The sequence below is a fragment of the Xanthomonas sp. PPL134 genome, assembly GCF_040595915.1.
GTDB classification, from domain to species: domain Bacteria; phylum Pseudomonadota; class Gammaproteobacteria; order Xanthomonadales; family Xanthomonadaceae; genus Xanthomonas_A; species Xanthomonas_A indica.
The window spans coordinates 139,898-162,004 of record NZ_JAMDLL010000002.1; the positions used below are offsets into that span (position 1 = coordinate 139,898).

The following is a 22,107-nucleotide window of genomic DNA, read 5'->3' on the forward strand; positions in this document are numbered from 1 at the left end:
GGAGATGGGTTGGGGTGAGGGTACGGGCGCACGCCCTCTGCCATCTCCAGGCCGCCGCCCGACCACAGCACGCATAAAAAAACACCCGGCGATGCCGGGTGTTTTCGAAGAGTGGCGTCCCCACGGGGATTCGAACCCCGGTCGCCACCGTGAAAGGGTGATGTCCTAGGCCTCTAGACGATGGGGACGCAGATAACGATGTTGCTTTTGCGGACGGCCTATGTCCGAAAAGTTGGTGGAGCCAGCCGGGATCGAACCGGCGACCTCTTGCATGCCATGCAAGCGCTCTCCCAGCTGAGCTATGGCCCCACGTGTACTGGCAGAAGCGGAATCTTACCCGACTTTCTTCCGATGTACAAACCCCGCACTCAATGTGTTCGGCAGAGCCGAACCCGGATGCGTGCGAGGAATTCCTGCAAATTGGCGTCCCCACGGGGATTCGAACCCCGGTCGCCACCGTGAAAGGGTGATGTCCTAGGCCTCTAGACGATGGGGACGCTGTTAACGATGTCGCTTTGCGGACAGGCCTACGTCCGAAAAGTTGGTGGAGCCAGCCGGGATCGAACCGGCGACCTCTTGCATGCCATGCAAGCGCTCTCCCAGCTGAGCTATGGCCCCACGTGCTGCGAGGAGCGGAATATTAACGATCGTGATCGGCACACGCAAGCGTTTTTTTGCAGAACGTTTGCGGCATCGCCAAGGCACCCGCCGCACCTCATCGAATCGTCGTGGACGCCTGCATTCCACGACGCGCGCGCCTGGCGTTGACCATCGTGACGGCACGCTTCCATGACCGTGCGCGGCGCGGAATCGCTGCCGAGCGCCTGCGACCATGCCGCGCGCGCAGTTGACGATATCGGCACAACACGGAGCGCCCCCGGGAAGCGCGACACGGATGTCGCGACGGCGTACCGCCGATAAGAGAGCGGCCCGGGAACGCCCCGCCCACTGCCATCCCTCTCCCCTGCCCCTCACTGAGACAGCACCGGCATGGCGCCGCTAGCGGCACGGCCGCACAGTCGGCTATACTCCGCGGCCGCGCCGAAGTGGCGGAATCGGTAGACGCAGCGGACTCAAAATCCGCCGCCCTTAAAAGCGTGTGGGTTCGAGTCCCACCTTCGGCACCAGGACTGACGGCAGCTTCGGCTGCCGTTTGTTTTTTGCGCACCGCTGAGTGCGTCGATGGCGATCACAGGTAAACGCTTCATCTTCCTGTGGCCGTTTGTCTAGGCGGCGGCAGTGACGGTCCCGCTATACTTTCCGTTCCCAAACCTTAACGAGCAAGCGATGTCGGCATTGCGGGGCCTGCGTATCCTGGTGGTCGAGAACGACGAAATGAACGCCACGCTGCTGGAGCTGCAGCTTGCCCAGGCGGGTGCCGAGGTGGTCGGTGTCGCCGCCTCCGTGCAGCAGGCCCTTGAGTTGATCGACAGCGAACGCCCGGACCGGGCCGTGCTCGACTTCCGCCTTTCCGCTGGCGAGACCAGCGAGCCGGTGGCGCGGGCGCTGAGCGAACGCGGCACCCCCTTCGTGCTCGCCACCGGCGTCGCCGCCGACGCGCTGCCCACCGGCTTCGCCGCCGGCGTGGTGCTGACCAAGCCCTATCTGTCCGAACAGCTGATCAAGGCCTTGCAGGACGCTCACGCCAAGACGACCGCACGCCCCTGAGAATCCCTGGTCGTAAGCCCGCCGCCTGGCGGGGACGATTTCGAGGGACTCCACCATCAACGCCCAGGACTTTTCGCCGCCCCCTGTCCGGTTTCCCGCCGGCAGCGCCACGGGAGCCTTGCTGCGCGCCATCGATTGGCATGAGCACGAACTGGGACCGATGGAGCAGTGGCCGAAGAGCCTGCTCACCGCGCTGTCGATCTGCCTGAACTCGCGGTTCCCGATGGCGGTGCGCTGGGGCGAGCGCCAGTTCAACCTCTACAACGACGCCTACGTGCCGATCCTGGGCCTGCGCCACCCGCAGGGTTTCGCGCGGCCGATGGAAGAGGTGTGGCCGGACGTATGGCCGGAGGTGCGGACACAGGCCGACCAGGTCATGGCCAGCGGCGAATCGACCTGGAACGAACATATCCCGTTGACGATGATGCGCAACGGCTACAGCGAGCAGGTGTACTTCACCTTCTCCTACAGCCCGCTGTTCGACGACGACGGCCACATCGCCGGCGTGCTGTGCGTGTGCACCGAAGACACCGCGCGGATCACCCTGGCCCGCGAACGCGATGCCCTGCTCAAGGCGCTGGACGCGCAACGCGCGCAGATGGCCGATGCCTTCGAGCAGTCGCCGGCGGCGCTGGCGATCCTGCGCGGCCCGGACTACGTGATCGAGACCGTCAACCGGCGCTACCAGCAGTTGGTCGGACCACGCGAGGTGGTCGGTCGTCCGCTGACCGAAGCCATTCCCGAAATCCAGGAGCAGGGCATCATCGGCCTGCTCGACAACGTCCGCAGCAGCGGCCAGCCGTTCATCGACGAGTCGATGACCTTCCAGCTCTGCCGCACGACGCACGAAGCGACCTCGGAAACCACGCTGGAATGCGTGTATCAACCGATGCACGATGCCGAGGGCAAGGTCAGCGGGATCCTGGTGCACGGCATCGACCGCACCGAGCAGGCGCGCGCGCAAGCGCACGACAGCTTCCTGCTGATGCTCGAAGACGCGCTGCAGAACCTGCACAGCGCCGAAGCGATCTGCGAGACCGGGGCCGCCATGCTTGGCCAGCACCTGGGCGCCAGCCGCTGCGCCTACGCGATCGTCGAGGCCGACGAGGATGCCTTCGACGTGCGTGCCGACTACGTCGATGGCGTCACGCACCTGACCGGGCGCTCGCGCTTCAGCGACTTCGGCAGCGACCTGCTGGACTGCATGCGCGAGAACCGGCCATGGGTGGTGCAGGACACCGAGACCCACCGGCCGCCGATGCGGACGGACGATCCCAATTACCGGCGCCTGGGCATGCGCGCGGTGCTTACCGCGCCGCTGCACAAGGCCGGCCGGCTGGTTGCGGCGATCGGCGTGCACCAGACCCAGCCGCGGGTGTGGATGTCGGCGGAGATCGAGCTGGTACGGTTGGTGGCGGCGCGCTGCTGGGAATCGATGGAACGCGCGGGCGCGCAACGCGAACTGGCCAGCAGTGCCGCGCGGCTGAGCGAACTGGCCGATGCGATGCCGCAGATCGTGTTCACCGCCACGCAGGACGGTCACGTCGACTACTTCAACCGCCGTTGGTACGAGTACACCGGGTTGCCGGTTGGCGAGGCTGGTTATGACAGCTGGCGCCATGTGCACACCGAGGAAGGCCTGGCACGGGTGATGGAGGTGTGGCCGGAGGCGCTGCGCAGCGGCAAGCCGTACGAGATCGAGTACCCGCTGCGCCGTCACGACGGCGAGTACCGCTGGCATCTCGGCCGTGCCCTGCCGATCCGCGACGACAGCGGCCGCATCATGCGCTGGATCGGCACCAATACCGACATCCACGACCGCCGCCTGGTCGAGCAGCGCCTGCAGGAAAGCGAGCTGCGCTTCCGCCAGCTGTGCGACAACGCCCCGGTCATGATCTGGATGTCCAATGCCGACGGCGATTGCGAGTACATCAGCCGCCAGTGGTATCTGTTCACCGGGCAGAGCGAGCAGGAAGCGCTGGGCAGCGGTTGGCAGGAACAGGTCCATGCCGACGACCTGGCGACGGTCGGCCGCACCCTGGCGCGCGCCTGCGCCGACCGCCGCGCCTACACGCTGGAGTACCGCCTGCGCCGCCACGATGGCGAGTATCGCTGGTGCCTGGCGAGCGCCACGCCGCGCTTCAGCTCGTCCGGCCAATTCCTCGGTTTCATCGGCTCGCTGCTGGACATCGCCGAACGCAAGCGCATCGAGAATGCGACCACCGCCGAGCGCGCCGCGCTGGAGATGATCACCACCGGCAAGCCGCTCAACACGGTGCTGGAGGCGATCGCGCGCGGCATCGAGTCGCAGAGCGATGTCGGCTTGCGCTGCACCATCATGCTGGTCGACGAGCATCGCCAGTGCCTGCTGGAAGGGGCGGCGCCCAGCATGTCGCCCGCCTTCCGCAAGGCGGTGCAACGCTTGCCGATCGGTCCCGAAACCGGTTGCTGCGGACGCGCCGCCTACCTACGCCGGCAGGTGCTGTGCAGCGATGTGCGGGTGAATCCGCATTGGCAGGCCTACCTCGCCACCGCCCTGGAGGCGGACATCATCGCTTGCTGCTCGACGCCGATCCTGGCCAGCGACGGCGAGGTCCTGGGCGTGGTCGCGCTGTACTACCCGTTCGTGCACTACCCCAATCCGCACGAGCAGGACCTGGCGCGCTCGGCCTCGCACCTGGCCGGCATCATCATCGAGCGCCGCGGCACCGACCTGCGCCTGCAACAGTTGCTCGCCGCCGAGCAGAGCGCGCGCAGCGAGGCCGAGCGCGCCAGCCGCATGAAGGACGAATTCCTGGCCACGCTCAGCCACGAGCTGCGCACGCCACTGAACGCGATCCTGGGCTGGTCGCGGCTGATGCAGGACGAGACGGTGCGCGAGAAGGACCTGGTCAGGGGCCTGGAAGTGATCGAACGCAGCGCCCACTCGCAGGCGCAGATCATCGACGACCTGCTGGACATGAGCGCGATCCTGTCCGGCAAGGTGCACCTGGAGCCGGACGAGCTGGACCTGCGTGCGCTGCTCGCCGAGACCATCGATGCGGCCCGTCCCGGCGCGCAGAACAAGGGCATCGACATCGTGCTGGTCGCCGACGACGCCACCGCCCTGCCCCATCTGGGCGATCAGGTGCGGCTGCAGCAGGTGCTGACCAACCTGATCGGCAATGCGATCAAGTTCACCCCCAGCGCCGGCACCGTCACGGTGACCCTGGACAGCACCAGCACCCACGTGCGCATCGCCATCGGCGATACCGGCATCGGCATCGACCCGGCGTTCCTGCCGCACGTGTTCGACCGCTTCCGCCAGGCCGATGCGAGCAGCACGCGCAGCGCCGGCGGCCTCGGCCTGGGCCTGGCGATCGCCAAGCAACTGGCCGAACTGCACCAGGGGCAGTTGTCGGTGAGCAGCGACGGCGTCGGCCTCGGCGCGACCTTCACCCTGCTGCTGCCGCGCAACGACCTGCACGGCCTGGACGCGATCCGCCGCGGCGACGACGCGGTGATGCCCGGCGGCACGCTGCGACGCGGCGGCATCCGCCTGGACGGCGTGCGCGTGCTGGTGGTGGACGACGACATGGATTCGCGCGGCGTCACCCAGCGCTTCCTGCAGGAAGCCGGCGCCGTGGTCGAGACCGCGGTCTGCGCCGACGATGCCGAGGCGTTGCTGCGCGAACGGCCGTATGCGCTGCTGGTCAGCGACGTCGGCATGCCGCGCCGCGACGGCCATAGCCTGATCCGCAGCGTCCGTACCCGCGGCGCTGGCGCGGCCAGCCGCATCCCGGCCATCGCGCTGACTGCCTACGTGCGCAGCGAGGATCGCGCGCTGGCCCTGGAAGCCGGCTTCGATGCACATCTGGGCAAGCCGGTGGATCCGGTCAAGTTGCTTGGACTGGCCGCATCGCTGGTGGCACCGCCGCCGGCCACGCTCGCCACCGACCAGAGCTCGCGCGCCGAACCGGCCTGATCCGGCGCAGTGCACGACCGCAGCTTGCGGTCGCGACGGCAGCGACCGGCGCAGGCGCGCCGGCCTTCCTCCTGCAACCTCAGCCGCGCTTGGCGCGGGCGAACGCGTCGGCCAGCGCACTGTTCATCGGTGCCGCCGCCGTGGCCGGACGCGGCCTGGCGTTGCCGCCGCCCGGGGTGCCGCGCCCATCGCGCTCGCGCCGCGGCGGGCCACCGGCGCCCCGCGCGCCGCTGTCGCGTTCGGCCGGACGCGCCGGTGCCGGCGTGTCGTCCAGGCGCCGGGTCAGCGCGATGCGCTTGCGCGCCACGTCGACCTCCAGCACCTTGACCTTGACGATGTCGCCGGCCTTGACCACGTCGCGCGGATCCTTGACGTAGCTGTCCGAGAGCGCGGAGATGTGCACCAGGCCGTCCTGGTGCACGCCGATGTCGACGAACGCGCCGAAGGCGGCGACGTTGCTGACCACGCCCTCCAGCACCATGCCCGGCTTGAGGTCCTTGATGTCTTCCACGCCCTCGGCGAAACGCGCGGCCTTGAACTCCGGACGCGGGTCGCGGCCGGGCTTTTCCAGTTCCTTGAGGATGTCGCGCACGGTCGGCAGGCCGAACTTCTCGTCGGTGAACTGGTCCGGCTTGAGCCCGCGCAGGAAGCCGCCGTCGCCGATCAGCGCCTTGATCGGCTTGCCGGTGGCGCCGACGATGCGCTCCACCACCGGATAGGCTTCCGGGTGCACCGCCGAGGCATCCAGCGGTTCCTCGCCATCGGCGATGCGCAGGAAGCCGGCGCATTGCTCGAAGGTCTTCTCGCCCAGCCGCGGCACCTTGAGCAGATCCTTGCGGCGCTTGAACGGGCCGTTGTCGTCGCGGTGGCGCACGATGTTCTCGGCCACGCTCGACGACAGCCCGGACACGCGCGACAGCAGCGCCGCCGAGGCGGTGTTGACGTACACGCCGACCGCGTTCACGCAGTCCTCCACGCGCGCGTCCAGCGCCCGCGCCAGGCGGTACTGGTCGACGTCGTGCTGGTACTGGCCCACGCCGATGGCCTTGGGCTCGATCTTGACCAGCTCCGCCAGCGGATCCTGCAGGCGCCGCGCGATCGACACCGCGCCGCGCAGCGACACGTCGAGCTGCGGGAACTCCTTGGCGGCGAATTCGGAAGCCGAATACACCGAGGCGCCGGCCTCGCTGACCACGATCTTCTCCAGCTTCAGCTGCGGGTTCTGCTTGATCAGGTCCGCGGCCAGCTTGTCGGTCTCGCGGCTGGCGGTGCCGTTGCCGATCGCGATCAGTTCCACGCCGTGCTGCGTGCACAGCTGCCGCAGCGTGTGCAGCGACTGGTCCCACTGCCGGCGCGGCTCGTGCGGGTAGATGGTGTCGGTCGCCAGCAGCTTGCCGGTGGCGTCGACCACCGCGACCTTGCAGCCGGTGCGGATGCCCGGATCCAGGCCCAGGGTCACGCGCGGCCCGGCCGGCGCCGCCAGCATCAGGTCCTGCAGATTGTCGCCGAATACCGCGATCGCCTCGGCCTCGGCCTTTTCGCGGGCCTGGTTGAACAGGTCCAGCAGCAGGTGCATGTGCAGCTTGGCGCGCCAGGTCATGCGGCAGGCATCGAGCAGCCAGCGGTCGCCGGGGCGGCCCTGGTTGGCGATGCCGGCGCGCAGCGCGACGCGGCCCTCGGCGTACTGGTGGCCGGCCTCGGCCTCGCTGCCCGGATCCAGTTCCAGGTACACGATCTCCTCGCGGCGCGCACGGAACAGCGCCAGCAACCGGTGCGAGGGAATCTTGGCCAGCGCTTCGGCATGATCGAAGTAGTCGCGGTACTTGGCGCCTTCCTGCTCCTTGCCCTCGGCCACACGGGCGCGGATCACCCCGACCTCGCCCAGCCAACCGCGCAATTCGCCGACCAGCGCGGCGTCTTCGCCCCAGCGCTCCATCAGGATCGCGCGCGCGCCTTCCAGCGCGGCCTTGACGTCGGCCACGCCCTTGTCCGCATCGACGAAGCCAGCGGCGAAGGTTTCCGGGACCAGCGCCGGATCGGCCAGCAGGCCGTCGGCCAGCGGCTCCAGCCCGGCCTCACGGGCGATCTGCGCGCGGGTGCGGCGCTTGGGCTTGTACGGCAGGTACAGATCTTCCAGCCGCGACTTGGTGTCGGCGGCGACGATCTCCGCGCGCAGTTCGTCGCTGAGCTTGCCCTGCTCGGCGATGCTGGCCAGCACCGCGGCGCGGCGCTCTTCCAGCTCGCGCAGATAGGTCAGGCGCACTTCCAGGTTGCGCAACTGGGTGTCGTCCAGTCCGCCGGTGACTTCCTTGCGGTAGCGCGCGATGAACGGGACGCTGGCGCCCTCGTCGAGCAGGGCGATGGCGGCGCGCGCCTGCGCCGGCTGCGCGCCGATCTCGGCGGCGATGGTGTGGGCGATCTGCTGGGCGAGCTGAGTGTCGTGCATTGCGTCCGGCCGAAGCCGCCTTGCGGAAAACCCGCATTTTCGCAGTGCGCGCGCCGCCGGGGAACCCGTTGACAGGCGCGCGCCGACCTGTCGCGTCAGGTGACCCCGGTGGGACCGTCCAGCACCATGCGCACCTTGCGGATCAGCTCCTGGCGGTTGTAGGGCTTGGCCAGCACCTCGAACTCGTTGCCGCCGGCATCAGTGCGCTCGATCGAGGATTCGGCATAGCCGGTGGTCAGCAGCACCTTGATCTTGGGCCGGCGCCGCCGCGCCTCGCGCGCCAGCATCACGCCGTTGAGGCCGCCCGGCATGATCAGATCCGAATACAGCAGGTCCACGTGCACGCCGGTATCGAGCAGTTCCAGGGCCTCGCGGGCGTTGTAGACCACGTGCGTGGCATAGCCCTGGTCCTCCAGGAACAGCCGCGCCAACTCGGCGATGTCCGGCCTGTCCTCTACGATCAGGATGGTCTCGTCGCCCTGGCGGTCGAACGGACGGCGCGTGCGCGAATCGCGCGGCGCCATGTTCTCGACGTTGTCGTCGATCGGGAAGTACAGGCGCACGGTGGTGCCGTGGCCCTCTTCGGAATAGAGGCGCACCGCGCCGCCGGACTGCTTGGCGAAGCCGTACACCATCGACAGGCCCAGACCGGTGCCCTTGCCCTCTTCCTTGGTGGTGAAGAACGGATCCAGCACCCGCGCCAGCACCTCCGGCGGCATGCCGCTGCCGTTGTCGGTGATCGACACGCACACGTAGTGACCCGGCAGCAGGTTGTCGTAGGTGGTGGGCTCGTCGGCGCGCACCGAGACGTTGCGGGTCTGGATCACCAGGCGCGGCGACGCCTGGTCGGCCATGGCGTCGCGGGCGTTGATCAGGATGTTCAGCAGCGCCACTTCGGCCTGGGTCGGGTCGATCCGGCAGTTGCGCAGGTCCGGCGCCAGTTCCAGCGAGAACGCGATGCCGTCGCCCAGGGTGCGCTCGGCCACATCGCTCATGCCGGCCACCAGGGCGTTGAGGTTGAGCACCCGCCCTTCCAGCTTCTGCTTGCGCGCGAACGCCAGCAACTGCTGGGTCAGGCGCGCGGCCTGGCCCGCCGCGTCGCGCGCGCGCTCCACGCTCTTGCGCAGCAGCAGCGGGTTCAGCGGATCGCTCTCGACCGCATGCTCGATCAGTTCCAGGTACCCGGACATGACCTGCAGGAGATTGTTGAAGTCGTGCGCGATGCCGCCGGTGAGCTGGCCCAGCGCTTCCATCTTCTGCGCCTGGCGCAGTGCGTCCTCGGCGTCGCGGCGGCGGCTGACATCCAGCTGCGACCCGAAGAAATAGACCAGTTCGCCGCGATCGTCGTAGACCGGGGAGATGTACAGGGCGTTCCAGAAGCTGGAACCGTCCTTGCGGTAGTTGAGGATCTCCACCGCCACTTCGTCGTGCGAGGTGATGGCATCGCGGACGCTGCGCACCGTCTCGCGATCGGTGTCCGGCCCCTGCAGGAAGCGGCAGTTGTTGCCGATCAGCTCATCGCGGCCGTAGCCGGTCATCTCCAGGAACGCGCGGTTGACGAAGATGATCGGGTTGTCCGGCTGCCGCGGATCGGTCACGATCATCGGCATGCGCGTGGTCTGCACCGCAGCGAAGAAGATATCGCTGCGCTGGTTGGACATGTCGGTGGGGGCGTTCGGGTCGACGGTCGTCGGCGGCGCCGGGCTGTTGCTGGTTTCTGGTGCGGGCATGGTCGATGGCAGGTCGATGCGAACCGTCGCTGGCCCGCCTAGGCGGGCGGCCACACCGGGGTTCGCACGCCGGCGTCAACGCGAATAATACCTGTGCAACCGTTCCACGACGATCTCGTCCTGCAGCGATTCCAGCGCCATGATCCGCACCTGCCGGTCGCTTACCGCCAGCACGCGCTCGACATAGATCTCCGGGCCTGCCTCGGTTTCCTTCATGGACTTGCGGAAACCGTAGGGCACCACGCCCTTCTCTCCGTCCTTGCTGCCACCGATGTACAGAACGACCGACATGACGCTTCCTCTACAGGGAATTCGTGGAACTGGCGCGCACCATACACAGCGCCATGTGAGGGACTTCTGCACCGAGGTTAATCGCGGCTGTTTGCCCCAACGTGACGCCTGGGCGGCCTCACGCGGACTTAACCGGGCCTGCGTGTAAGTCGCACATCCTTTCTGCGCCGGGGCGCCATGGACCTTAAAAGCGGCTATCCCTTCTGGTCGGTCCGCAACGGCCTGATGCAGAGTTTTCCGCAGTTGCGCGACGATGTGCGCTGCGATGTCGCCGTGGTTGGCGGCGGCATTACCGGCGCATTGATCGCCGAGGAGTTGAGCACACACGGGCATGCCGTCACCGTCCTGGAGCAGCGCGACATCGGCTGGGGCAGCACCGCGGCCAGCACCGCCCTGTTGCAGTACGAGATCGACACCCACCTGATCGACCTAGCCAAGCGCTATGGCGAACCCGCCGCCGCGCTGGCCTACGGCGCCTGTGCGCAGGCGCTGGAGCAACTGCGCGACCTGGTGCGGCCGCTGCGCGACGTCGACTTCTCCCGCAACGACAGCCTGTACTACGCCAGCAAGCGCCGCCACGTGCGGGTGCTGCAGGAAGAGCTGGAGGTGCGCGCGCGGCACGGCCTGAACGTGGAATGGCTGGACGCGCAGGCGCTGGACACCACCTACGGCATCCAGGCACACGGCGCGATCCTCAGCCACCAGGCGGCGCGGGTGGACCCGTACCGCCTCACCTACCGTCTGCTCGGCCGCGCTTTCCGCCGGGGCGTCGGCGTCTATGACCGCACCCGCATCGCACGGATCGTGGTCAGTGGTCGCGGCGTGACCCTGCACACCGACCAGGGCGCGCAGGTGCGCGCCGGCCACGTGGTCATGGCCGCCGGCTACGCCAACCAGCACTGGCTGGACCAGCGCGTGGCGCGCAACCGCAGCAGCTATGCCTTCGTCAGCGACCCGCTGGATCCGTCCGCGCTCGGCCCGCTGCACGACACCATGGTCTGGGAGAGTGCGCGGCCGTATCTGTACCTGCGCAGCACCGGCAACGGCCGCATCGTCGCCGGCGGCGAGGACGACAGCGTCGACGTGCCGGCGCGCCGCGATGCGCGCGTGGACAGCAAGGCGCGCACGCTCTCGCGCAAGATCGCCAAGGCGATTCCCGGGCTGGAGCTGCAGCCGACCTTCGCCTGGGCCGGCACCTTCGCCGAGACCGAGGACGGCCTGCCGTTCTTCGGCCCGCATCCGCAGCACGGCCCGCGCGTGCAGTTCGCGATGGCGTATGGCGGCAACGGCATCACCTACAGCATGATCGGTGCCGGCCTGCTGCGCGCGCAGATCGAGCGGCATGCGCACCCGCTCAAGCGCCTGTTCGGCTTCTCACGACTGGATTGACGGCAGCCGCTCGCAAGGACGTGGGTCACTCGTAGGAGCGGCCTCAGCCGCGACCAGGCATTCCAGGAAACGCCCGTCGCGGCTGAAGCCGCTCCTACGCACCAATGCGATGCCTGGCGAACGCAGGTGCCATGACCTCAGCCAGTACCTGGCCACCAACCGCGACCGTGCAGCGCGTAGCGATCGGCGGCCCGCTCCAGCGGATTGCGCACGCTGACCCCGCCGCAAACCAGGTACACCGGCAGGAACAGCGGCCCCAGCAGCATGTACTGCAGCACATGCGCACGTTCGTGGTCGCCGAGCCGCACCGCCGGATGCCGGCAGCGACCGGCGGCGTGCTCGTAGGTGGCGCAGGCCACGTCCAGATCGTCGGCGCTGAGCAGGATCACGTTGCCCAGCGTCATCGCCCCGCGCGGCCGCAACGGCACGCGTTCGAACACCAGCGCCAATTCGCGGCGGCTGAAGCGCAGGCGCGCACCGAAGGCCAGCGCGAGGGTGCCGACGAGCACCCCCAGCGCAGTGTTGGGCGAGGTCCACAGGGCGCCGACGGCGATGCCGGCACGGCGCCAGGCCAGCGGCAGTGGCCGCTTCAGTCGGCTTCGTTGGGAATCAGCAGCCACAGGATCAGGTAGACCAGGATGCCGGGGAACGCGGCCGAGACGATCGACCCGACCACGTACAGCACCCGCAGCAGGGTCGCATTCCAGCCGAAGCGGTGGGCGATGCCGCCCATCACGCCCGCGATCATGCGGTCGTTCAACGAGCGCGACAGCGAACGGGGGTGCGACATGGCAGCGGCTCCAGCGACGGCGGCGCCCCACTCTACCCGCGCCGCCGCGGGTACCGCGTGACGGCGCGATGCGGTCAGCGCTCAGTGCCCGCCATCGCGCTCGGCCAGCCAGCGGTGCAGCGCCGCCGGCACTTCGCGCTGGGCGCGGCCGGAGACATAGAGGCCGATGTGGCCGCCGCGGAAACTCAGCTCGGCGTAGTCGCGGCTGCCGACCACACCGCGCAGCGCCCGCGACGCGTCCGGCGGCACCAGGTGATCCTGCTCGGCATAGACATTGAGCACCGGCATGGTGACCCGGCCCAGGTCCACGGTGTGGGGGCCGATGCGCGCGCGCCCGTGCATCAGCGCGTTGTCCTGGTAGAACTGCTTGACGAACTCGCGGAAGGTCTCGCCCGCCAGGTCCGGCGAATCGAAGATCCATTTCTCCATGCGCAGGAAATCCTCCAGCGCCCGCGGATCGTCGAGGATGTCGAGCAGGCCCACGTATTTCTGCAGGTTCAGCCGAAACGGCTTGAGCATCAGGTAACTGACGTTCATCAGGTCCGCCGGCACGTTGCCCAGCGTGTCCACGAACAGGTCGACGTCGACCTGGCGCGCCCAGTTGGACAGCATGTTGTCCGGGGTGTGGAAATCCACCGGCGTGACCATGGTGACCAGGTTGCGCACCTTCTCCGGCTGCAGCGCGGAGTAACACAGCGAGAACGTGCCGCCCTGGCAGATGCCGAGCATGTTGACCGGCGCGCCATCGCCGGCCGCGCGCAGGTGGTCCACCGCGCCATCGATGTAGCGCAGCAGGTAGTCCTCCAGCGTCAGGTAGCGCTCGGAGCGGTCCGGGTAGCCCCAGTCCAGCACATAGACGTCCTCGCCCAGCGCCAGCAGGCCCTGCACCAGCGAGCGGTCCGCCTGCAGGTCGACCATGTACGGGCGATTGACCAGGGCATAGACGATCAGCAGCGGCACCTTGGCGGTGGGCGCGCGGTCGCCGACGAAGCGATACAGCACCACCTTGCCGTCGCGCCACACTTCCTGGCGCGCGGTGGCGCCGTAGTCCACCGCGTCCAGGCCCGGCAGCACGCGCAGGCCTTCCAACAGCTTGCGCTGCAGCTCCAGGGTTTCCTGGACCAGATCGTCGCTGCTGAAACTCAACGGCCCTTTCATGAACGACTCCGACGCGCGGTGGGCGCGGCCCCGGCGCGGCGCGGCGTGGCGGTCGGCGCAGCCTTGGCTTTGGATCTGGCGGTGGATGCGGTCGCCGCGGTCTTGGCAGCGGGCGCGCCGGCGGCCGTGTTCCTGGCCTTCTTCCTTGGCGAGGTCGGCGTGGCCGCGGCCGCTGCGGGCGTCACCGCCGGACCGGCGGTAGCGCCCTGCCCGTCGCCACGCTCCAAGCGCCGCAGCCGCCGCTCCAGCTCGGCGATGCGCCGATGCGCGGCATCCAGTTCCGTGCGCGTCGGCAGGCCCACCTGCTCGCAGACCTGCTCGGTCTCGCGCTGCAGCAAGGCGCGCAGACGCATCTGCGCATTGGCGACGTCGGCGTAGACCTGGCGGAACTCCGGCGACAGCGCGGCCGCCGCATAGGCCTCCTCGGCCGCATCGATCCACAGATCGAACATCGCCCGCGCGTTGGTCAGTTGCCGACCCGGGTCCTCATGTTCGCGCAGCTTTTCCTCGAACAGGCCGAAGGCGCGGTCGATGGCGCCCTGCAGCAGCCCCAGGTAGGCCTGCAACTGCGCCTGGTAGTCCTGCTGCGCCTTGGCCAGTGCGCGCCAGCGCGCCTGGTGGTTGCGCGCCGGGCCGAACCCGGGCATCTGCAGCCACGGCCCGCTGTCGCGCTGCAGGCCCTGCAGCCACTGCGCCGCCTGCTGCAACCACGGGTCGATCCCGGTCTGGCCGGTGCCGCGCACCGCGCCCAGCAGCCACTGCAGCAACTGCTCGCGCTGGCCCTGCACCTGGCGTTTCCAGGCCTCGGCGACGTCGGCGCTGCTGGCGTCGCGGCCGGCGAACTGCGCGGCCACCTGTTGCATCGCGCCGAGCCAGTCGCCGGCATGCTGCTGGAACTGCGCCACCGCGTCCTCGGCCTGCGGCGCGCTGCCGCGCGGCAGCCACTGGCTCCAGGCCGCGACCGCCTCGCGCCAGGAGCCGGCACTGTCGCCAGCCGCGGCCGACGCAGGGGCCGGGGCGCCCTGGCGCAACGCGGCGCTCCAGGCCTCCCAGTACTGCCGCGTCATCGCCTCGAAATCGCCGGCGCCACCGCCGCCGCTAGCCTTCATCGCCACTCTCCCGAACTGGCCCGCGATGATAGCAACCCGCTGCGATCAGGGCTTGGGAATGCGCAGCGTCTTGCTGATCATCAGCGAGCCGGACAGCGCGAACAGCAGCGCCAGCGGATGCAACAGCCACGGTCCCAGCCGCCATTCACCCCACCACAAGGCATCGCCGATGTGGCCCAGGTGCGCGGCGATCGCCAGCACGATGACCAGCCCCAGGCTGCTCGGGATCGGCGTGCCCTCGAAGTACGGCACCTTGTCGCCGTCGCCGGCGATCTGCTCGGCGGTGACGTTGTAGCGGGCCAGGCGGCTGACCCCGCAGCAGACGAAGAAACTCAGCACCAGCCAGTCCCAGCCACCCTGCATGCCGCAAGCGTAGGCCAGCGCGGCCGGCGCCACGCCGAAGGAGATCACGTCGGCCAGCGAATCCAGCTCGCGGCCCAGCGTCGAGGACGACTTGCGCCAGCGCGCCACCCGGCCGTCGAGCGCGTCGAACACGAACGCCAGCGGGATCAATGCCATGCCGAACAGCAGGTCGCTGCGGCGACCGTCCTGCAGGAAGCGCATCGCCGCGAACACCGCACCGGTGCCGCAGAAGGCATTGGCCAGGGTGAACCAGTCGGCCAGCTGGAATTCGCGCAGCATGGAGAAGTGGCGTTTCATCGGCATAACGTGGCGGATCCGGCGTGAGCGGCGAGCGACGGCACAGGGTAGCGTGGCGCCGCCGCACTGGCGAGCGGCCGCTGCCGGGCGTCGCGGCGCGCTGCTACGCTGGCCGCTCCCCACTTCCGCGCAGGTATTGCCCCATGCAGACCGTCCTGATCACCGGTGCCGCCAGCGGCATCGGCTCCGGCATCGCCCACGAGTTGGCGGCCGGCGGCCGCCACATCGTCGTCAGCGACCTCGACCTGGCTGCCGCCGAGGCGGTCGCCGCGCAGCTGCGCCAGGCGGGCGGCTCGGCCGAGGCGGTGGCGCTGGACGTGGCCAGCGCCGACAGCATCCAGGCCGCACTGGCCGCGCTGAGCCGGCCGGTGGACGTGCTGGTCAACAACGCCGGGCTGCAACACGTGGCGCCGCTGCAGGAGTTCCCGATGGAGAAGTGGGGGTTGCTGGTGGAGGTGATGCTGACCGGCGTGGCGCGGCTGACCCAGGCAGTGCTGCCGGGCATGCGCGAACGCGGCTTCGGCCGCATCGTCAATATCGGCAGCATCCATTCGCTGGTCGCCAGCCCGTACAAGAGTGCCTATGTCGCCGCCAAGCACGGCTTGCTCGGCTTCTCCAAGGTCATCGCACTGGAGACCGCCGACACCGACATCACCATCAACACGCTCTGCCCCAGCTACGTGAAGACGCCACTGGTGGACAAGCAGATCGCCGACCAGGCCCGCACCCGCGGCATCTCCGAAGCCGACGTGATCGCCCAGGTGATGCTCAAGCCGATGCCCAAGGGCGTGTTCATCGCCTACGACGAACTGGCCGGCTGCGTGGCGTTCCTGGCCTCGCCGGCGGCGCGCAACATCACCGCGCAGACCATCGCCATCGACGGCGGCTGGACCGCGCAGTAGCGCTGCGACGCGCATGCACGTGCGGCGATGGGGGCGCGCGATCGACGCTGGCGAAATTTTCGCCAGCGCGGCCGCGATCGTTGCGGCACAACGCCACCCGCCCCTTATCCACAGCGTTCGTGCGATTTCATCCACACCGGCTGTGGAGAAGTGCGCACCGGACTGCTGAAATTTTCACCACCCGGCAAGATCGGGCAGGCATTTCAGCGACTTGCCGCGCTTGCCCACAGGCTTGTGCAGGAACGATCCACAGCCGTTGTGGACAAGCCGGAGGCGAGAGAGATGAGGCTGTTCCTTCTCCCGTCGGGGGAAGGTGGCCCGAAGGGCTGGATGAGGGTACGGCGGAGCCTGACGCAACAAAACTCCGCGAATCGCTTTCGCGCCGCACCCTTGTCCCACCCCGCCCAAACCCCGCGGGTCGCTTTCGCGCCGTACCCTCACCCCAACCCCTCTCCCGGCGGGAGAGGGGCTTTAGGTGTCAGACCCGCGAATAGCGCCAGGACTGCATGCGTCCGTCGCGGTACGGCATGACCCCGTGGAACGGGCGCGGGTCGCCATCGAACACCAGCGGCAGGAAGTGGCGGTCGCCCTCCCACATCGGCAGCGTGTCCATCTGCGCGATCGGCACCCAGGCCAGCGCGCCCTCGGCGTTCTCGGCGAACGGTTCGCCGCTGTAGGCCTCGATCAGGAACACGAAGCCCAGCCAGTCCTCGCCGTGCTTGCCGAACCCCGGCCAACTGATGGTGCCGCGTAACTGCAGCGCCTCGCAGGTGATGCCGGCTTCCTCCAGGATCTCGCGGCGCATGCCGGCCAGCACGTCCTCGTCCGCCTCCACCTTGCCGCCCAGGCCGTTGTACTTGCCCAGGTGATGGTCGCCGGGCCGGGCGTTGCGGTGGACCAGCAGGACCTGGCTGCGGTCAGGCGAGAGCACGTAGCCCAAGGTGGCGACGATGGGGGTGTAAGGCATGCGGCGACGGCAGGTGGCAACGGGCGCGCAGTATGCCGTATCCGCGCTGCCGCCTGGTCTGGGCGGAGGCTAGACGGCGGGCGTCGCCGCGTCCTGCGAGGCGCGCGGCAGCGGCGGCGCCGGCCGCAGCGTGGCCACGCCATGGCCGCGCTCGGCCAGGTATTCCAGCCATTTGCCGAGGAAGGTGTTCATGCGCATGCGGTGGCTGATCAGTTCCGCCGGCGGCGGGTACAGTCCCATCACGTCCTGCCAGCGGCGGCCGACATAGCAGTGGGTGGTCTCGGCCTGGCGCGCGTCCAGGTACAGGCGCACATAGGCCGAGGGGTCCGGCTCGCCGGTCAGCGGATCGCACAGGTCGTAGGTCAGGCGCAGTTCGACGGTGTAGCGATGGCGCTCGATCACGTCCAGGCGCAGGTCCAGGCCGTCGCCGATGCTGGAGACGTAGCTGCCGGCGGCCAGATCGGCCGGCACGAACAGGCGGTTCAGGTGCAGGTAGTTCTCGGCGTACAGCCCCATCAGCCAGCCGAAACGGCTGAGCCGGGGGATGCGTTCGCTGCGGGTCAGGGCGTGCTGCATGGACCGATCCTACACGCTGGATCGCGCCGGCGGCAGCATTGACGGATCGGTGCCGGCGGCCTACCGTGGAGATCCATGCGGCGACGTGCGGAAATGCCATTGCCGCCAGGAACGGTCCGGCCCGTCGCCTGCCCGCTCAGAACATCTCGCGCTGCAGTCCCAGCGTCGCCAGCACCTTGCTGGAAATCTCCTCGATCGAGGTATGCGTGGTGCTCAGCGTCGGAATCCGTTCCATGCGGAACATGGTTTCGGCCGCCGCCACTTCGCGCCGGCAGGTCTCCGCATTGGAGTAACGCGAATTCGGCCGCCGCTCCTGGCGGATCTGCTGCAGCCGTTCCGGATCGATGGTCAGCCCGAACAGCTTGTTGCGGTAGGGCCGCAGCCGCGGCGGCAGCCGATCGCTCTCCAGGTCCTCGTCGGTCAACGGATAGTTGGCCGCACGCACGCCGTAGTGCAGCGCCAGGTAGATGCAGGTCGGCGTCTTGCCCGCGCGCGAGACCGCCACCAGGATCACGTCGGCCTCGTCGTAGGTGAGCGCGATGCCGTCGTCGTGCGCCAGCGCGAAGTTCATCGCGTTGATACGGCGGTGGTAGGTCTCGAAATCGACCAGGCCGTGCGCCTGCCCCACCCGCGAGTGCCGCGGCGCGTTCAATTCGCGCTCCAGCGGCTCGATGAAGGGCGCGAACACGTCGAGCATCAGCGCCCCGCTTTCGGCCAGCAGCATGCTCAGCTGCGGATCGACGCAGGAGTTGACCACGATCGGCCGGACCTGGTAGCGCTCGCCCGCCGCATGGATGCGCTGCGCGGCATCGCGGGCTTTTTCCGGATCGTCTACGAACGACATGCGGTCGGTGACGAAGCTGAAACCGCTGAACTGGGTGAGCAGGCTATGCCCAATGGTTTCAGCGGTGATACCGGTTCCATCGGACACGTAGAACACCGGTCTGATCGTCGACATTGCCTGCATTCTCCTGGATGAAACCCAACGGATGCGCCCGCTTCGCTTGTGCCGGCTCGGGTGCGCACTGCATCATATCGGCTTCTTCCCTCACGGACGCGGCCATTCAGCCCGCCTCGGGCGATGGCCTAACGGAGCATCGCGCTTGAACGAGAACATCCTGTGGTTGCATGAGCTGCGCCTGGCCGACCTGGCCCGCGTCGGTGGCAAGAATTCCTCCCTCGGCGAAATGATCGGCAACCTGGCGGGCCTCGGCGTCTCGGTGCCGGGGGGCTTCGCCACCACCGCCGAAGCGTTCAAGGCCTTCGTCGCCCACAACGATCTGTACCAGCGCATCTTCGACAAGCTGGCCACGCTGGACGTGGAAGACGTGGGCGCGCTCACTGCGGCCGGCAAGGAAATCCGCGGCTGGGTGATCGACGCGCCGCTGCAGCCGGAACTGGACCAGGCGATCCGCGACGCCTACGCGCAGCTGTGCAACGAGAACGGCGGCGGTGACATCGCCGTGGCGGTGCGCTCCTCGGCCACCGCCGAAGACCTGCCCGACGCCAGCTTCGCCGGCCAGCAGGAGACCTTCCTCAACGTGACCGGCGCCGACGACGTGGTGCACAAGGTCAAGGAAGTCTTCGCCAGCCTCTACAACGATCGCGCCATCGCCTATCGCGTGCACCACGGCTTCAAGCACGAGGACGTGTTCCTGTCGGCCGGCGTGCAGTTGATGGTGCGCTCGGGCGTCGGCGCCTCCGGCGTGCTGTTCACCCTGGACACCGAGTCCGGTTTCCGCGACGTGGTGTTCGTTACCTCGAGCTTCGGCCTCGGCGAAATGGTCGTGCAGGGCGCGGTCAATCCCGACGAGTTCTACGTCTACAAGCCCACCCTCAAGGCCGGCAAGCCGGCGATCCTGCGCCGCTCGCTGGGCAGCAAGCTGATCCGCATGGTGTATTCGGACGTGCCGGGCGAGCGCGTGCGCATCGAGGACACCCCGGCGCAGCTGCGCAACACCTTCTCGATCAGCGACGAGGACGTGCAGGAACTGGCCAAGCAGGCACTGGTGATCGAGCAGCACTACCAGCGGCCGATGGACATCGAGTGGGCGAAGGACGGCGTCAGCGGCAAGCTGTTCATCGTGCAGGCGCGCCCGGAGACGGTGAAGTCGCGCGGCCACGCCACCCAGATCGAACGCTTCGCGCTGCAGCAGCGCGGCGAGGTGATCGCCGAAGGCCGCGCCATCGGCCAGAAGATCGGCGCCGGCGTCGCCCGCGTGGTGCGCAGCCTGGAGGACATGAACCGGGTGCAGCCCGGCGACGTGCTGGTCGCGGACATGACCGATCCCGACTGGGAGCCGGTGATGAAGCGCGCCTCGGCGATCGTCACCAACCGCGGCGGCCGTACCTGCCATGCGGCGATCATCGCCCGCGAACTGGGCGTGCCGGCAGTGGTCGGCACCGGCAACGCGATGGAACTGGTCGAGGACGGCAAGGAAGTCACCGTCAGTTGCGCCGAGGGCGATACCGGCTACATCTACGGCGGGCGCCTGCCGTTCGAGCGCACCACCACCGATCTCGGCAACATGCCGCCGGCGCCGCTGAAGATCATGATGAACGTGGCCAACCCGGAGCGCGCGTTCGACTTCGGCCAGCTGCCCAACGCCGGCATCGGCCTGGCGCGCCTGGAGATGATCATCGCCGCGCACATCGGCATCCATCCCAATGCGCTGCTGGAATACGCCAAGCAGGACGCGGCGACCAAGAAGAAGATCGACGAGAAGATCGCCGGCTACGCCGATCCGGTGAGCTTCTACGTCAACCGCCTGGCCGAAGGCATCGCCACGCTGACCGCGTCGGTGGCGCCGCATCCGGTGATCGTGCGCCTGTCGGACTTCAAGTCCAACGAGTACGCCAACCTGATCGGCGGCGGCAACTACGAGCCGCACGAAGAGAACCCGATGATCGGCTTCCGCGGCGCCAGCCGCTACGTCGATCCGAGCTTCGCCGCCGCGTTCGCGCTGGAATGCAAGGCCGTGCTCAAGGTCCGCAACGAGATGGGCCTGGACAACATGTGGGTCATGATCCCGTTCGTGCGCACCCTCGAGGAAGGCCGCAAGGTCGTCGAGGTGCTGGCCAGCAACGGCCTGCGCCAGGGCGAGAACGGGCTGAAGATCATCATGATGTGCGAGGTGCCGTCGAACGCGCTGCTGGCCGAGGAATTCCTTGAGATCTTCGACGGTTTCTCGATCGGCTCCAACGACCTGACCCAGCTGACGCTCGGCCTGGACCGCGATTCCTCGATCGTGGCGCACCTGTTCGACGAGCGCAATCCGGCGGTCAAGAAGATGCTGTCGATGGCGATCAAGGCCGCGCGCGCCAAGGGCAAGTACGTGGGCATCTGCGGCCAGGGTCCCTCGGATCACCCGGACCTGGCCGAGTGGCTGATGCAGGAAGGCATCGAATCGGTCTCGCTGAACCCCGACACCGTGGTCGACACCTGGCTGCGCCTGGCCAAGCTGAAGAGCAAAGGATGATGGCGATGGCGCAGTCGTGGCTGACGGCACTGACGGCGGCCACCACGGCCGCCGCTCCGGCGGCGCCGGCTACGCGCCCGTTCGACTGGCGCACGCTGGACTGGGCGCAGTACGCGCTCAACTGGGGCGTGGCGATCCTGATCATCGTGGTCGGGATGTGGATCGCCAAGCGCCTGAGCCTGTGGCTGCAGCGCGCCCTGCTGCGCGCGCGGGTGGAGACCACGCTCAGCAACTTCCTGCGCAACGTCGCCTATGCGCTGATGCTGGTGCTGGTGCTGGTCACCGCGCTGCAGAAGATCGGCGTGCCGCCGACCTCGCTGTTCGCCGTGCTCGGCGCCGCCGGCCTGGCCGTGGGCCTGGCGCTGAAGGACTCGCTGTCCAACATCGCCTCCGGGGTGATGCTGATCGTGCTGCGGCCGATGCGCGACGGCGACCACGTGGTGGTGGCCGGCCAGGAAGGCGTGGTCGACGAGATCCGCATCTTCCAGACCCGCATCCGCACCTTCGACGAGCGCATGGTGACCCTGCCCAACAGCACCATCACCACCGCGCCGATCGTCAACTACAGCACCCTGCCCAACCGACGGCTGGAGATCACCGTCGGCGTCGGCTACGGCGACGACCTGAAGAAGGCGCAGGAGTTGTTGCTGAAGATCGCCCAGGACAATCCGAACATCCTGAAGACCCCCGCTCCGTTCGTGCAGGTCACCAACCTGGGCGAAAGCACGGTGGACCTGATGCTGTTCGGCTACGCCAAGAATGGCGATTTCGGCGCGGCCAAGAGCACCACGCTGGAGCAGATCCGCAACCAGTTGCTGGAGAACGGGCTCAGCATTCCGTATCCGCAGCGCGACCTGCACGTGTACCACCACGATGCCGACGGCCGCCCGATCGCGGAACTGTTGACCAAGGGCGTCACCGACGACGGCGAGACCAAGCCGGGACCGCCGTTGGCGCGCTGAGCGGCGGCGTCACCCT

General features: G+C 68.5%; 17 protein-coding genes and 5 tRNA genes. 7 read left to right on the forward strand and 15 right to left on the reverse strand.

Going from position 1 to position 22,107, the window contains the following annotated elements; translation table 11 throughout:
- Nucleotides 1-112: 112 nt before the first annotated feature.
- The 4 genes from M3U25_RS06190 to M3U25_RS06205 form a co-directional block, all read right to left on the reverse strand.
- A tRNA-Glu gene (locus M3U25_RS06190) sits at nucleotides 113-188 on the reverse strand.
- A gap of 45 nt (nucleotides 189-233) precedes the next feature.
- Nucleotides 234-309 (reverse strand) — tRNA-Ala (locus M3U25_RS06195).
- A 112-nt stretch (nucleotides 310-421) separates the two neighbouring features.
- Nucleotides 422-497: transfer RNA gene (locus tag M3U25_RS06200), tRNA-Glu, on the reverse strand.
- A gap of 45 nt (nucleotides 498-542) precedes the next feature.
- Nucleotides 543-618 (reverse strand) — tRNA-Ala (locus tag M3U25_RS06205).
- 422 nt (nucleotides 619-1,040) lie between these two features.
- Between M3U25_RS06205 and M3U25_RS06210 the strand changes: the two genes are divergently transcribed.
- The 3 genes from M3U25_RS06210 to M3U25_RS06220 all read left to right on the forward strand — a co-directional run bounded on the left by M3U25_RS06210 (nucleotide 1,041) and on the right by M3U25_RS06220 (nucleotide 5,632).
- Nucleotides 1,041-1,127, forward strand: a tRNA-Leu gene (locus tag M3U25_RS06210).
- A 160-nt stretch (nucleotides 1,128-1,287) separates the two neighbouring features.
- On the forward strand, nucleotides 1,288-1,668 hold the full coding sequence (locus M3U25_RS06215; protein WP_242158868.1) for a response regulator: 381 nt from the start codon (nucleotides 1,288-1,290) through the stop codon (nucleotides 1,666-1,668).
- A gap of 160 nt (nucleotides 1,669-1,828) precedes the next feature.
- On the forward strand, nucleotides 1,829-5,632 hold the full coding sequence (locus M3U25_RS06220; protein ID WP_355497369.1) for a PAS domain-containing protein: 3,804 nt from the start codon (nucleotides 1,829-1,831) through the stop codon (nucleotides 5,630-5,632).
- Nucleotides 5,633-5,711: 79 nt separating this feature from the next.
- Here M3U25_RS06220 and M3U25_RS06225 read toward each other — a convergent pair whose 3' ends face one another.
- The 3 genes from M3U25_RS06225 to M3U25_RS06235 form a co-directional block, all read right to left on the reverse strand.
- A complete protein-coding gene (locus M3U25_RS06225; protein ID WP_355497366.1) occupies nucleotides 5,712-8,078 on the reverse strand; it encodes a Tex family protein in 2,367 nt (788 codons plus the stop codon).
- A 95-nt stretch (nucleotides 8,079-8,173) separates the two neighbouring features.
- Nucleotides 8,174-9,808: a hybrid sensor histidine kinase/response regulator gene (locus M3U25_RS06230; protein ID WP_355497363.1), complete on the reverse strand. Its 1,635-nt coding sequence runs from the start codon at nucleotides 9,806-9,808 to the stop codon at nucleotides 8,174-8,176.
- Between the two features lie 75 nt (nucleotides 9,809-9,883).
- Nucleotides 9,884-10,099, reverse strand: coding sequence for a hypothetical protein (locus M3U25_RS06235; RefSeq protein ID WP_160947268.1), 216 nt, complete (start codon nucleotides 10,097-10,099; stop codon nucleotides 9,884-9,886).
- Nucleotides 10,100-10,276: 177 nt separating this feature from the next.
- Here M3U25_RS06235 and M3U25_RS06240 point away from each other — a divergent pair, with 177 nt between their 5' ends.
- Nucleotides 10,277-11,488, forward strand: coding sequence for an FAD-dependent oxidoreductase (locus tag M3U25_RS06240; RefSeq protein ID WP_355497359.1), 1,212 nt, complete (start codon nucleotides 10,277-10,279; stop codon nucleotides 11,486-11,488).
- A gap of 137 nt (nucleotides 11,489-11,625) precedes the next feature.
- Here M3U25_RS06240 and M3U25_RS06245 read toward each other — a convergent pair whose 3' ends face one another.
- From M3U25_RS06245 to M3U25_RS06265, 5 genes are all read right to left on the reverse strand, one after another.
- Nucleotides 11,626-12,081: a hypothetical protein gene (locus M3U25_RS06245; RefSeq protein WP_355497745.1), complete on the reverse strand. Its 456-nt coding sequence runs from the start codon at nucleotides 12,079-12,081 to the stop codon at nucleotides 11,626-11,628.
- Nucleotides 12,078-12,278, reverse strand: coding sequence for a PspC domain-containing protein (locus tag M3U25_RS06250; RefSeq protein WP_242158876.1), 201 nt, complete (start codon nucleotides 12,276-12,278; stop codon nucleotides 12,078-12,080). Before M3U25_RS06250 ends, M3U25_RS06245 begins: the two co-directional genes overlap by 4 nt.
- A gap of 81 nt (nucleotides 12,279-12,359) precedes the next feature.
- Entirely contained in the window at nucleotides 12,360-13,436 is a 1,077-nt protein-coding gene (locus M3U25_RS06255; protein ID WP_355497355.1) for a class III poly(R)-hydroxyalkanoic acid synthase subunit PhaC, read from the reverse strand.
- Complete coding sequence (gene phaE / locus M3U25_RS06260; protein WP_355497352.1) at nucleotides 13,433-14,545, reverse strand: class III poly(R)-hydroxyalkanoic acid synthase subunit PhaE; 1,113 nt, start codon at nucleotides 14,543-14,545, stop codon at nucleotides 13,433-13,435. The genes M3U25_RS06255 and phaE overlap by 4 nt, the downstream gene beginning before the upstream one ends.
- A gap of 45 nt (nucleotides 14,546-14,590) precedes the next feature.
- Complete coding sequence (locus M3U25_RS06265; RefSeq protein WP_017909499.1) at nucleotides 14,591-15,205, reverse strand: CDP-alcohol phosphatidyltransferase family protein; 615 nt, start codon at nucleotides 15,203-15,205, stop codon at nucleotides 14,591-14,593.
- 143 nt (nucleotides 15,206-15,348) lie between these two features.
- Here M3U25_RS06265 and M3U25_RS06270 point away from each other — a divergent pair, with 143 nt between their 5' ends.
- On the forward strand, nucleotides 15,349-16,107 hold the full coding sequence (locus tag M3U25_RS06270) for a 3-hydroxybutyrate dehydrogenase (protein WP_355497349.1): 759 nt from the start codon (nucleotides 15,349-15,351) through the stop codon (nucleotides 16,105-16,107).
- 478 nt (nucleotides 16,108-16,585) lie between these two features.
- Here M3U25_RS06270 and M3U25_RS06275 read toward each other — a convergent pair whose 3' ends face one another.
- The 3 genes from M3U25_RS06275 to M3U25_RS06285 form a co-directional block, all read right to left on the reverse strand.
- Nucleotides 16,586-17,074, reverse strand: coding sequence for an 8-oxo-dGTP diphosphatase (locus tag M3U25_RS06275; protein WP_242158898.1), 489 nt, complete (start codon nucleotides 17,072-17,074; stop codon nucleotides 16,586-16,588).
- A 69-nt stretch (nucleotides 17,075-17,143) separates the two neighbouring features.
- The gene (locus M3U25_RS06280) at nucleotides 17,144-17,650 is read right to left on the reverse strand and encodes a DUF1249 domain-containing protein (RefSeq protein ID WP_160947274.1); all 507 of its coding nucleotides are present in this window, start codon (nucleotides 17,648-17,650) and stop codon (nucleotides 17,144-17,146) included.
- A 136-nt stretch (nucleotides 17,651-17,786) separates the two neighbouring features.
- A complete protein-coding gene (locus M3U25_RS06285; protein WP_160947275.1) occupies nucleotides 17,787-18,608 on the reverse strand; it encodes a pyruvate, water dikinase regulatory protein in 822 nt (273 codons plus the stop codon).
- A gap of 145 nt (nucleotides 18,609-18,753) precedes the next feature.
- On the opposite strand from M3U25_RS06285, the gene ppsA reads away from it, so the two are divergent.
- Complete coding sequence (ppsA, locus tag M3U25_RS06290; RefSeq protein WP_355497344.1) at nucleotides 18,754-21,129, forward strand: phosphoenolpyruvate synthase; 2,376 nt, start codon at nucleotides 18,754-18,756, stop codon at nucleotides 21,127-21,129.
- The gene (locus tag M3U25_RS06295; protein ID WP_355497742.1) at nucleotides 21,129-22,091 is read left to right on the forward strand and encodes a mechanosensitive ion channel family protein; all 963 of its coding nucleotides are present in this window, start codon (nucleotides 21,129-21,131) and stop codon (nucleotides 22,089-22,091) included. The genes ppsA and M3U25_RS06295 overlap by 1 nt, the downstream gene beginning before the upstream one ends.
- Nucleotides 22,092-22,107 lie beyond the last annotated feature (16 nt).

Excerpts from the sequence above, each read along its gene's own strand:
- M3U25_RS06215 (WP_242158868.1), top strand. The coding sequence starts at position 1,288 with ATGTCGGCATTGCGGGGCCTGCGTATCCTGGTGGTCGAGAACGACGAA.
- M3U25_RS06220 (WP_355497369.1), top strand. The coding sequence starts at position 1,829 with ATGGAGCAGTGGCCGAAGAGCCTGCTCACCGCGCTGTCGATCTGCCTG.
- M3U25_RS06225 (WP_355497366.1), bottom strand. The coding sequence starts at position 8,078 with ATGCACGACACTCAGCTCGCCCAGCAGATCGCCCACACCATCGCCGCC.
- M3U25_RS06230 (WP_355497363.1), bottom strand. The coding sequence starts at position 9,808 with ATGCCCGCACCAGAAACCAGCAACAGCCCGGCGCCGCCGACGACCGTC.
- M3U25_RS06235 (WP_160947268.1), bottom strand. The coding sequence starts at position 10,099 with ATGTCGGTCGTTCTGTACATCGGTGGCAGCAAGGACGGAGAGAAGGGC.
- M3U25_RS06240 (WP_355497359.1), top strand. The coding sequence starts at position 10,277 with ATGGACCTTAAAAGCGGCTATCCCTTCTGGTCGGTCCGCAACGGCCTG.
- M3U25_RS06250 (WP_242158876.1), bottom strand. The coding sequence starts at position 12,278 with ATGTCGCACCCCCGTTCGCTGTCGCGCTCGTTGAACGACCGCATGATC.
- M3U25_RS06255 (WP_355497355.1), bottom strand. The coding sequence starts at position 13,436 with ATGAAAGGGCCGTTGAGTTTCAGCAGCGACGATCTGGTCCAGGAAACC.
- phaE (WP_355497352.1), bottom strand. The coding sequence starts at position 14,545 with ATGAAGGCTAGCGGCGGCGGTGGCGCCGGCGATTTCGAGGCGATGACG.
- M3U25_RS06265 (WP_017909499.1), bottom strand. The coding sequence starts at position 15,205 with ATGAAACGCCACTTCTCCATGCTGCGCGAATTCCAGCTGGCCGACTGG.
- M3U25_RS06270 (WP_355497349.1), top strand. The coding sequence starts at position 15,349 with ATGCAGACCGTCCTGATCACCGGTGCCGCCAGCGGCATCGGCTCCGGC.
- M3U25_RS06275 (WP_242158898.1), bottom strand. The coding sequence starts at position 17,074 with ATGCCTTACACCCCCATCGTCGCCACCTTGGGCTACGTGCTCTCGCCT.
- M3U25_RS06280 (WP_160947274.1), bottom strand. The coding sequence starts at position 17,650 with ATGCAGCACGCCCTGACCCGCAGCGAACGCATCCCCCGGCTCAGCCGT.
- M3U25_RS06285 (WP_160947275.1), bottom strand. The coding sequence starts at position 18,608 with ATGTCGACGATCAGACCGGTGTTCTACGTGTCCGATGGAACCGGTATC.
- M3U25_RS06295 (WP_355497742.1), top strand. The coding sequence starts at position 21,129 with ATGGCGATGGCGCAGTCGTGGCTGACGGCACTGACGGCGGCCACCACG.